The sequence below is a fragment of the Chitinophaga sp. 9-1-y genome, from assembly GCF_059511905.2.
This window is the reverse complement of the sequence record NZ_CM197955.1, coordinates 2327636-2338802: the sequence shown is the minus strand read 5'-3', so window position 1 is coordinate 2338802 and position 11167 is coordinate 2327636. Positions and strand designations below refer to the sequence as shown.

Here is an 11167-nt window from a genome sequence, read left to right as displayed (position 1 = left end):
TATCAATATCCCAGTAAATCAGCGTTATTGCTATCTGGCACCATCTTGGACCGCCATTTCCCCAATAGTTACAGATGACCCTTCAATACATTTTATGTTCAAAAACTTCCTAAAGGTGGCCTACCGGAGTTTGCTCCGGAATAAAGGCTTCTCTTTTATCAACATAACGGGGTTAGCCATTGGCATGGCCGCAGCCATGCTTATTTTCCTCTGGATACAAGATGAATTGAGCTACGATCAGTTCCACAAAAATAAAGACCGGATATACGAAGTCTGGAACCGGGTACCGATGGATGGGAAAATAACCTGCTCGAACACCACTTCCGCATTACTGGGGCCAGTTGTAGAAAAGGACCTTCCTGAAGTGGAGCGGGCGGTGCGGGTTAATTACCCGGATCAATATCTCTTTTCCATCGGCGATAAGAAAATGATGAAATCGGGCTCCATTGTGGATACAGGGTTCCTCCAAATGTTTAGTTTCCCGATGCTGGAAGGCAACCCGCTAACCGCCCTGAATGGTGCCACCAACATCGTGTTGACAGAAAAAACCGCCAAAAGTTTGTTTGGCAATGAATCTGCCATGGGCAAGGTGATAAAACTGGAAAACAAATATGACTTCACGGTTACAGGTGTACTGAAAGATTTACCTGTTAATACCAGGTTTGAATTCGACTGCCTGCTACCCTGGGAATGTATGAAATTGAGTGACCGTGCTGATTTCGGCTGGGGCGACAATAGTACGCTCACTTACGTACTGCTGAAACCCAACGTAAATGTGGCGGCAGTATCCGGTAAAATCAAAGACTTAAAACAACATTACCACGATGAAGCCAAAACCATAAAATGGGAACTTTTTATATACCCTATGGATCGATGGCGGCTATACTCCAGCTTCACTGACGGCAAGGAAGATAATAACGGCCGCAGTATGTTTGTGAAGCTGTTCAGCATCATCGCGTTGTTTATCCTCCTCATTGCCTGTATCAACTTCATGAACCTCAGCACTGCCCGCAGTGAGAAACGGGCGAAGGAAGTAGGCATCCGTAAAGTAGTAGGCGCACAGAAACGTTCCCTGATCGGCCAGTTTATCGGGGAATCCATATTCCTGGCTAGTATTGCCGGCATAGTAGCCCTGGTGATTGTTCAGTTAAGTTTGCCTGCCTACAACCGGCTCACAGAAAAGCAATTATTCATTGATACCTATAACGGCTATACGTGGATGGCGTTTATTGGGTTTATATTGATTACCGGCCTGCTGGCTGGCAGCTACCCCGCATTTTTCCTGTCTTCTTTTCAGCCGGTAAAAGTATTAAAAGGCACTTTTAAAAGAACCCATGCATTGATAACACCAAGGAAAGCGTTGGTGGTGTTGCAGTTTTCCTTCGCTATCCTGCTCATCATCTGCACGATTGTAGTGAAGCAGCAAATTGATTATGCCCGTAACCGGGAAACGGGGTATAACCGGGACCATCTTATTTATCATTCACTCGCCGGGGACGTCGGTAAAAATTATGCCGCTATCAAAGAGGAATTACTGGCCTCCAACGTGGCTACTTCCGTCACCAAAACCAATTCTCCGCTAACAGAAAGGTGGAGTGACGGCTGGGGTCAAAGTTGGGAAGGGAAAGACCCGAACGACCGTACTACATTCGACAGATATATGGCAGATGAAGGACTGGGTGCTACTGCGGGTTTACAATTTATACAGGGACGCGATTTCGATTTGAAAAAATTCCCTACAGATTCGTTCGGATTAATCATCAACGAGTCTTCCCTGAAAGTAATGAAGTTTAAAGATCCGATTGGTAAAGTAGTATCAGACCTGGGAGTAAACTGGCATATTGTGGGGGTGATCAAAGATTTTATTCTTACCAGTCCTTATGAACCCACCAGGCCCATATTGATTTCCGGTGGTAAAAGTAAATTTTTGACCTTCAATGTGATGCAGATAAAACTGAATGGTCGGCAAACCACGGCAAAGAACCTGGAAAAAGCGGCGGCCATTTTCAAAAAATACAACCCGGGATTTGCTTTCGAGCCTAAGTTTGTGGATGCAGAATATGCCAGGAAATTTGAGAATGAACAACGTCAGGGTACCCTGGCAGGCTTGTTTGCCGGGTTAACGATATTCATTTCCAGCCTGGGCTTATTTGGATTAACCACTTATATGGCGGAAAGCAGGATCAAAGAAATTGGCGTCCGGAAAATCATGGGGGCTTCCGTTGCCAGTATCACCACCTTGTTATCGAAAGACTTTATAAAACTGGTAGTGATTGCCTTCTTTATTGCGGCGCCATTGGCAGGCTGGATAATGCATGAATGGCTGCAAAGCTACGCTTACCGGGTAGGTGTTTCCTGGTGGATATTTGTGGTGGCAGGTGTCTTAGCTGTGGCAATTGCGTTGCTGACAGTCAGTTACCAGTCGATCAAAGCAGCCCTGGCCAATCCAGTGAAAAGTTTGCGGGCAGAATGAGGCAGCTAAATGCTAACTGTTAATTGCCAATAGCTATTTTCATTCTTATCTACCAAGTTAAAGAAAACATAAACGGCTGCTTCATTCATAAAAAATGGGTTAATTAGTACGCGCTAAAAACCCTGTCATGCAGCACCTCAGCGAACCCACACATTCGTGGTCCCTTTCCGGGAAGCTTTTCTTCAGATTCTGGAGCGTTTATTTCCTGCTATACTTCACGGGAAATTTCGGCTTTTCCCAATCTTTCTGGACGCCACTCGCTAACTTGGCGGGCAAGTTGCTGATTCGCCGCGACTTTGAAGTCACTGTATGGACTAACGGTAGCGGAGATACGACTTACAACTACCTGGTTGTTTTCTGCGCGTTCATGTTATCCTTGCTGATCTGTATTGTATGGTCCGTGCTGGACCGCAAAAGGAAAAATTACGACCGGCTGTTGTATTGGGTGACGGTGCTATTCCGTTATTGCCTGGCTACCGCCATGCTCAGTTATGGTATGGCCAAGCTAACAAAAACACAGTTCCCATTTCCTTTTCTGGCCAAGTTGGATGACATTTTCGGCAATACCTCCCCGATGGGGCTGGCGTGGTCCTATATGGGCTATTCCACTGGCTACAATATATTCACCGGGTTGGCCGAATTCCTTGGCGGATGCTTTCTTTTCTTCCGCAGCACCCGCCTGTTTGGTGCCTTATGGTCAATGACGGTGATGTTGAATGTAGTAGCGATGAATTTCTGCTATGACATCCCTGTAAAACTATTCTCCACGCATCTGTTCCTGATGGCAGTGTTTATCGCCATACCGGATGTACCGCGATTGCTTCAATTCTTCTTCTCACAAAAGCCGGTGACAGTGTCTCCGCTATGGGTTCCTGTTTTCCGTACAAAATGGAAACGTATTACACTCATCTCTTTAAAATACCTGGTTGTTGGCACTCTTTCCGGATTCTTAATATATGAAGGTATTACTATTGCAAAGGCCGCACATCCGGATATAAAAAACGCGCCATTATATGGTATTTATGAGGTATCACAGGTACGTGCGGACTCGTTGTTCAACCCCTGGGTAATGGATATACGACACTATCAAAAAATGTATATTGAAAAAGACAACGGGCTCACTACCCGAAAAAATAATACCGAACTTTCTTATTACGATTCAAAAACAGATACGGTAAAACATCAGTTTTCTTTCTGGGCTAACACCGGCGATACGGTACACCTCCATTATCAGCTGGCGGGGAAAGATGTATATTTGATGGATGGCACTGCCGGCAAAGACAGTATCCATCTGCAACTGAAACGAAAAGATCCCAATGAATACCTGCTGGTAAACAGAGAATTTCATTGGATCAATGAACATTCATTGAATCGGTAATATGAATATAGCCAAACACCGGGAACGAATATACGAAGACGGCTTCACCGTGATAGAAAAGGTATTTGACCACACCGTTATTGACGCCATGCTGGAAGTAATTAATCGCACGGATACCTCCGGTCCTTTATTCCGTAAAACGAACGACCTTTTTGCGATCCGTCGTTTTCTGCAGACAGTACCGGATATGCCTCCACTGATTTTTACGGCGCAGCTGCAAAGCTTACTGGATGGGATTTTCGGCGAAGGCTTTTTCCCGGTAAAATCTATTTATTTCGACAAGCCCGGGCAATCGAACTGGTTTGTGGCCTGGCACCAGGATCTCACCATTTCTGTGGCAGAAAAAATAGCCGTAGATGGCTATGGTCCGTGGACGGTGAAACCGGGCCAATTTGCCGTGCAACCTCCTGTTCACATCCTCGAAAACAATTTTACCATCCGCATTCACCTGGATGATACCGATGAAGAGAATGGCGCTTTGAAAGTCATTCCCGGCTCACACCGGAAAGGCATTTACCGGGCCGACACTCTTGATAGGAACATAACACCGGATGTTAGTTGCAACGTACCCAAAGGAGGCATCATGCTGATGCGTCCTTTGCTCATGCATGCGTCCGGTCGCAGCAGCAACGGGCATAATCGCCGGGTGATACATATTGAGTTTAGTAATCAGATGCTTCCGGATGGGCTACGTTGGGCAGAGCAGAAAGCATAAAGCCGAAAGCATAAAGCTATTGTAGCGAATGACCAGGGCGTATATAATATTCGCAATAATTATTCGCTACAATAGCTTTATGCTTTCGGCTTTACGCTTTTAGCTTCTCCTAATATCCCTGATTCTGTTTCAGCACGGATGCGCCATTCTTCACACTCAGGTCTATCTGGCGTTGGGGAATAGGGTACCTTACATTTTTGGCCGCAAAGTTACCGTTAACAATATCTGTAGTAATTGTCTTTTCGTAGGTGAAATAACGATTGAGTTCTGTTTGTGCGATGCCCCAGCGAACGAGATCGAAATAGCGGTGTCCTTCCATGGCCAGTTCCAGCTTACGTTCAAATTGAATGGCTTTAAGCGCCCAGGCTTTACCGGATGTGGCAAAGGCACCTACCGGGTAAGGGCTTACCTTATAATTGGCCGCTGGGGTGTTGGTATATCCTGCCATTGGATGTGACGGATCCAGGTAGGTTTTCACCCAGCCTGCCGGGTTAGCAGCGCGGGAACGAACTGTATTGACATGTTCCTGTGCAATCCCCAGATCTCCGGCCTGCGCCTGGCATTCTGCTGCCATGAGTAATACATCGGCAAAGCGGATCAGCACATAGTTAATAGCATTGCCGGGTGCCCAGCCATTACCGTCGTAGTATTTATCCTGTGTGGCCTGCATATATACGTTCTTCAAAGCAGAGTAAGGACCGGCTGAATGCTGATCGCGGATCCAGTCCATACCAGGATGATTTCCCCAATCCAGGAAAGGGATACCCCGGCGCCCTACGGTCCAGTCGAGCCGTGGATCAAGATTATCGGCATCCGGCGTGAATGATTCACTACTGGTAATATCCATATCATTCTTCACCGGGTGATCATTGAAATTATCTATATAAGGGAGTCCTTTTGCATCTGTCCGGAAAGAATTTACCAGGTCCTGTGAAGGCTGATAAAAACCGCAGCAGCTAAAAGGGCCATTATAAGGGTAATTCAGCATCTCTCCCTGGTTAGCGTTACCGGTGCCTCCGGAGCCATCATTAGCGCTGTATTGGATAGAAAAAACGGCTTCTGAATTATTTTCGGTGAAGGCATCGAAGTTATCATGGAATTTTTCCATCAGGTGGAAAGGCACGCCTTTAGCGTTAACCCCGTTGGCAATGACATCTTCAAAAATCGGTAATGCATCTGCATATTTTTTTTCGTAGAGATAGGTTTTAGCCAGGTAAGCTTTAGCGGCCCAGCTATTGGCACGACCTATCACGTCCTGTACTTCGTTCAGGTTCTCCGCCGCATATTTGAAGTCGGCTTCAATCATGGGCCAGATATCCTTATCGTTAGGTACCTTATAATCGTCTACATTCAGTTTCAGGTAGCTTTCTGAATTCTCATCTACCCAGGGTACATTATCAAACATTTTCTTCAGGTCGGAATAAAAATGTCCGCGGAGGAAACGTGCTTCAGCAGCCAGTTCCTTCTTCTCATCTGCTGACATATCCGGTACACCTTTCAGTATATGCAATACAAAGTTGCAGCGGCGCACCCCTTCATAATCCACGCGCCACTTATCGTTGAAGAAGCCGTTAGTGGCGTTGCCAAAGAAAGTGCCTATCTGCAGAATGGCGGCGGCATCGCCGGGGTCACTGCCTTTGTGGGCCTCTCCACCGCATACGCTGCCATAAATCCAGTTATCCGGTGATACGGTGTATCCACTGCCTCCGGCGAGATTGACCATATCTCCGTCTTTAAAATCCTGTCCATCCAGCGCACCATAGGCGCCAATCAACAGCGTATTCACCCCTTTCTTGTTTGTGAGCGCGCTCTCTTCCAGGGAAGATTGCGGCGTACGCTGGAGAAAGCTTTTACCGCAACCGGTCAGCAAGGGAGTTGCAATAGCCGCACTCAGTAGTATATGATAAAATGATTTCATGATCATACTTTTTTAAATGAGCAATTGTTAGAAACCCAGGTTAATACCTATCAGGAACTGGCGTTGATTAGGATAAGCACCTTCGTCTACACCAAAGTCAGTGATATCGGACCCACCAATTTCCGGATCTAAACCGGAGTACTTAGTGATGGTAAACAGGTTGGCGGCCTGCACATACACACGCAGTTTTTCCACCTTTAAGCGGGTAAGTGCACCGCCTTTGAAGGTATATCCCAGCTGCATGTTTTTAGCGCGTAGATAAGCCCCGTTTTCCACCATGTAAGAGTTAGGAACGTTGTTGGTACTGGTAGACCCATCCACTTCCTGTATAGGTGCCTTCGCGTTGTGATGATCCGGTCTCCAGGAATCATAGAGGGCGGTTTTGCTTTTGGCGCTGATAAAGGGTCCGTAGAAATCATGCCACCACCGTACGTTGTTCCAGATCTGGTTACCATGTGTGCCAAAGAGGAAGATGCTGAAATCAAATCCTTTGTAAGTGACGCCGATGTTCAATCCATAAGAGAAATCCGGATTAGGGTTACCCAGGAAGGTACGGTCGTCCGGGGTGATAATCCCATCGCCGTTTACGTCCTGGTAACGGAAACGACCCAGCCCCTCTCCTTCCTGGTAGCTGGCATCCGGTGTATTGGTGGCCTTTTGGGCTTGTTTATCGGCAGCGGCTAATTCTTCTGCGCTATTCCAGAAACCAATTACTTTGTAGCCAAAGAAAGAAGATACCGGCTGTCCTACTGCATTGCGGATAATGTTACTGCCATCAAAACGGCGGCCATCACTATCGAAGTAGTCTACGCCGTCGGCAATTTTGATGATTTTATTTTTATAGGTAGTCAGTGTACCCGTTACGTTTAGTTGCAGGCTTTTATTGATATTTTTATGCCAGCCCACGGAGAAGTCGAAGCCTTCGTTTTTCATTTGGGCAATGTTCACATATGGCTGTGCAGAGGTACCTGCGAGGCCCGGCAGTTCTGGGTTGTACAGCAAGTCCCTGATATCTTTGCGGTAGTAATCAGCGGAGAAGTCCAGTTGTCCGTTGAACAGGCTCGCATCGATACCGAGGTTAGCATTGACATCGCTTTCCCATTTGGCATCGGGGTTACCGATCTGGAAGCTGGCAAATCCGGCGGTGAGGCCATTGTTTACACCGGCCAGGTCATAGTAAGTAGAGCTGCGTTTACCGCCGTAGAGGAAGTAACCGTTGTTGACGCCAAGGTTTAACTGGTTCCCCATGATTCCCCATCCTCCCCGTAGTTTCAGGTCAGATATCCAGCTTACCTTCTTCATAAATTCTTCCTGGGAAATACGCCAACCGGCAGTAATAGCGGGGAAGGTACCGTAAGGATTATTTACAAACTTGGAAGAGCCATCGCGGCGTAGGGTAGCACTTAACAGGTATTTATCTTTATAAGCATAATCTACCCGGCCTAATATCGAAAACAGTCCTTCTGATTCGCGGTTGCTGTAGTTGGTTTGTACGCCAGTACCGGTAGACAGGTCAGGGAAATAAGGGTCGAAAGTGAAATAATCCTTCGTAGTACCTCCTACGGCCCTGTTGCGGCTATCAAATGCTTCTGTACCTGCTATCACTTTCAGGTCGTGCACATTGTTGAAAGTTTGATGCCAGGTAAGGGTGTTGGTCCAGGTCCATGCATGGGAGTTAGTAGAGCCCTCTGTATAGGAGTTGCTGGTAGCATTTTCCTTATTCTCGTATTGTGGATAGGTAAAAGAATGGGACCAGCCGGACGCGATTTCACCGCCAAAGCTGGTGCGGAAGGTGAGGGTCTTCAGGAGGTCTACTTCTCCATATACATTACCAAACAAACGGCTGTTAAACCCTTTATTATTACGGCTACGTGCTTGTATGGCTACCGGGTTATTGGCATCGCCCAGCGCATCCCCGGCGGAACCGGCATAATTGCCTTTGATATCATATACCGGGATAATGCTCTGTTCACGCAAGGCGTGACCAATGGCTGCATCTGCGGTGTTAATATCTACCGTTGGGTTTTCTGACATAGAAAACGCCAGGTTCTCCCCTACGCGGATACGACTGCTGATATTATACTGGGTATTAGAACGAATCGTATAACGGCGTAAATAGGTATTCATCAAAGTACCCTGTTGATTAAAATAATTCAGGGAGAAGAGATAGTTTCCTCTATCACCGCCGCCACTCACCGCCACATTGTGGCTGGTAATGGGCGCCGGACGGAATATTTCGTGGTACCAGTCGGTACCCGCTTTATTTGCCTTTACAATCTGGTAGAAGCTATTATAATCATCCAGGTCGGTATAGTTTGGATTGAGGTAATACAGGGAAGGATTTACCCGTGGATCGCCTTCCATAGCGCCGGATGGCAATATATAATCCGGGATCACCGGTGTAGTGCCATGGCCATACTGATCTGTTCCCGGATCGGCGCCGGAATTTTTATAGGCGAGCCATCTGAGGTCGGCCTGTTCTTTTGGATTCAGGGTGTTCCATACATTTCCCCTCTTGGGGTATTGGCGACCGTAGTAGCCGTCGTAAGTAACTTTCACTTTACCACTGCCTCGACGGGTAGTGATAATGATCACCCCATTGGATGCGCGGGAACCGTAGATAGAAGCAGCTCCGGCATCTTTCAGTACCTGCAGGTTAGCCACATCATTGGGGTTGAGGTCAGCGATATCCGTGGTAGGTACCCCATCTACTACATATAGTGGCGAGTTGGAGCCAAAAGTATTTACCCCGCGGATACGGATTTGCGGAGCCTCTCCTGGTTGTCCGGAGCCGATGACCGTTACGCCGGAAGCTTGTCCCTGTAACTGTTCTGTTACCTGGGCAGAAGGCTGTTTAATCAAGTTATCGATGTTTACCACGGCTACAGATCCTGTGAGGTCTTTCTTCTTCTGGGTGGTATAGCCGGTTACTACAATTTCGTTGAGTGCGCTGGCGCCTTCTTTCAGGGTGATATTGATGAGTTGTCTACCGCCAACGGCCAAACGCTGCGTTTCATATCCGATGAAACTTATTTCCAGTTCATCGTTGCTTTTGCCGGGAGCGGAAATGGAGTAAGAACCGTCTGCGCTGGTTACGGTACCGATGTTGGTACCACTAAGGCGCACCGTAACACCGGGAAAGGGATTTCCTTTTTCATCTTTCACCACTCCCCTGACAGGATGTTGTTGCTGTACGGCTCCTGATTCTGCGGGAGCGGGCGCCGGTGCTTTTTCACTGACCATATAGAAGTGTTCCCTTACCTTTTCGAAGTGGAGGTTGAAGGGCGTCAGGGCTTTGCCCAGTGCTTCTTCCGGCGACTGGCAGGTGGCGACGGACACTTGTACTTTTTTATTTTTTACCAGGTTGCTTTTATAAGCAATAGAAACATTGAAGTGGGCTTCAATGAGATGCAGTACATTTTTCAGGGAAGATTCATCGGGTTGCTCTTCCCCGCTGTTATTCGCTTCCGGGGGCGTTTGCGGACCAGCGACGGCAGCGAGGTTTTGTGCCGACACCGTTTGGAATAGGAAATACAGGGCTAATGTTTGCATTAGCAAAACACGTAAACCTTTTTTCATGTTGAACAGGTTTTAACGATTAAGGAATAGACTACTTATATAGTTACGAGCGGCGATGCCTATTTTTTACGGATCCAAACTTCATCGCCTCTTTGGTTGAATTGCATATGGAAAACCTTTCCCAGCTGAGTCATCATGGTATCGGGGTTGTAAATAACAGGCATTGACCCGGATACCTTATAGCTTAATAATTGTGTGTCGCGTACGATCAGTGTTTTCCCAAACACTTGTTGCATAAAGGTGGCGGCATCGCTGAGGGTGAAGTCGTCCATAACGAGCCGGCCGGTATGCCAGGAAGTAAAGTTGTCCGCTATCACGCTCTTCTTCGTATAGTCGCCATCCACCTTGTTATACCGCACCATTTCACCCGGATGCAGGTACAGTTCTGCGGACTTGCCGTCTACCGGTGCACCTATATTGAGTAGTATACTACCCTGTTGCAGCACCACCACGATCTCTTTACCGCTGTTGTTTACATTGAACTGCGTACCTAATACTTCTACGTTGAGGTGATCGTAGGTATGAACAATAAACTTCTGGTGGGAGGCCGTATGTTTTACATGAAAGAAAGCTTCGCCATCGAGCCATACTTCCCTTTTTCCGCCGGTTGTTGCCGTATAAAGTAATCGTGAATTGGCATTCAGGGTTACTTCCGAAGAGTCAGGCAACATCATTTTTTTTGTTTCGCCCAGTCTTGTATACCCGCTCATCATCACCTGCTGATGGGTGCGTGATTGCCACCACCACCACCCCGCGCTAGTCAGTAGCACGCCCAATAACAATGCGGCTGCGTATTTTCCTGTTTGTTTCCACCAGGGTATAGGTATAATAGTATTGACAGTTGTTGGCTCTTCCTCTCCCAGCCCGTTCCAGACGGCATCCCATAGCTGTTCCTTCTCCGTATTGGAGAGGGTGTATGAACGGAATTTTATACTATGCACCAGCTGCCGGGCGTCATGGATAATAGGTGCTTTTTCGGGGTGCTGGCGGAGCCATGTTTCCCAAAACACATTTCCCTGTTCCGGGTGCAATACCCATTCCTGGAAAGCTTCATCCATGGCAAACTCCCTGGCGGTGTATGATAAATAGTTGCTGACTGCCAAG

6 protein-coding genes are annotated in these 11167 nt (G+C 47.3%); 3 read left to right on the top strand and 3 right to left on the bottom strand.

Annotated elements, in window-relative coordinates; translation table 11 throughout:
- Nucleotides 1–94 precede the first annotated feature (94 nt).
- From AC5ZC7_RS09320 to AC5ZC7_RS09310, 3 genes are all read left to right on the top strand, one after another.
- Nucleotides 95–2473 carry an ABC transporter permease gene (locus AC5ZC7_RS09320; protein WP_496159581.1) on the top strand — a complete coding sequence of 793 codons (2379 nt, stop codon included), beginning with the start codon at nucleotides 95–97 and terminating at the stop codon, nucleotides 2471–2473.
- A 127-nt stretch (nucleotides 2474–2600) separates the two neighbouring features.
- The gene (locus AC5ZC7_RS09315) at nucleotides 2601–3851 is read left to right on the top strand and encodes a hypothetical protein (RefSeq protein ID WP_496159582.1); all 1251 of its coding nucleotides are present in this window, start codon (nucleotides 2601–2603) and stop codon (nucleotides 3849–3851) included.
- Between the two features lies 1 nt (nucleotide 3852).
- On the top strand, nucleotides 3853–4566 hold the full coding sequence (locus AC5ZC7_RS09310; RefSeq protein WP_496159583.1) for a phytanoyl-CoA dioxygenase family protein: 714 nt from the start codon (nucleotides 3853–3855) through the stop codon (nucleotides 4564–4566).
- A 109-nt stretch (nucleotides 4567–4675) separates the two neighbouring features.
- Here the strand turns inward: AC5ZC7_RS09310 and AC5ZC7_RS09305 are convergent, their stop codons facing one another.
- From AC5ZC7_RS09305 to AC5ZC7_RS09295, 3 genes are read right to left on the bottom strand one after another with little or no spacing between them, the layout of a single operon-like run.
- Nucleotides 4676–6484, bottom strand: coding sequence for a RagB/SusD family nutrient uptake outer membrane protein (locus AC5ZC7_RS09305; protein ID WP_496159584.1), 1809 nt, complete (start codon nucleotides 6482–6484; stop codon nucleotides 4676–4678).
- 27 nt (nucleotides 6485–6511) lie between these two features.
- Nucleotides 6512–10063 (bottom strand): SusC/RagA family TonB-linked outer membrane protein, encoded by a 3552-nt coding sequence (locus tag AC5ZC7_RS09300; RefSeq protein ID WP_496159585.1) that lies wholly within the window; start codon nucleotides 10061–10063, stop codon nucleotides 6512–6514.
- A gap of 59 nt (nucleotides 10064–10122) precedes the next feature.
- Complete coding sequence (locus tag AC5ZC7_RS09295; RefSeq protein WP_496159586.1) at nucleotides 10123–11166, bottom strand: FecR domain-containing protein; 1044 nt, start codon at nucleotides 11164–11166, stop codon at nucleotides 10123–10125.
- Nucleotide 11167: the final 1 nt, after the last annotated feature.

Coding starts and splice junctions, on each gene's coding strand:
- AC5ZC7_RS09320 (WP_496159581.1), top strand. CDS start 95: ATGTTCAAAAACTTCCTAAAGGTGGCCTACCGGAGTTTGCTCCGGAAT.
- AC5ZC7_RS09315 (WP_496159582.1), top strand. CDS start 2,601: ATGCAGCACCTCAGCGAACCCACACATTCGTGGTCCCTTTCCGGGAAG.
- AC5ZC7_RS09310 (WP_496159583.1), top strand. CDS start 3,853: ATGAATATAGCCAAACACCGGGAACGAATATACGAAGACGGCTTCACC.
- AC5ZC7_RS09305 (WP_496159584.1), bottom strand. CDS start 6,484: ATGAAATCATTTTATCATATACTACTGAGTGCGGCTATTGCAACTCCC.
- AC5ZC7_RS09300 (WP_496159585.1), bottom strand. CDS start 10,063: ATGAAAAAAGGTTTACGTGTTTTGCTAATGCAAACATTAGCCCTGTAT.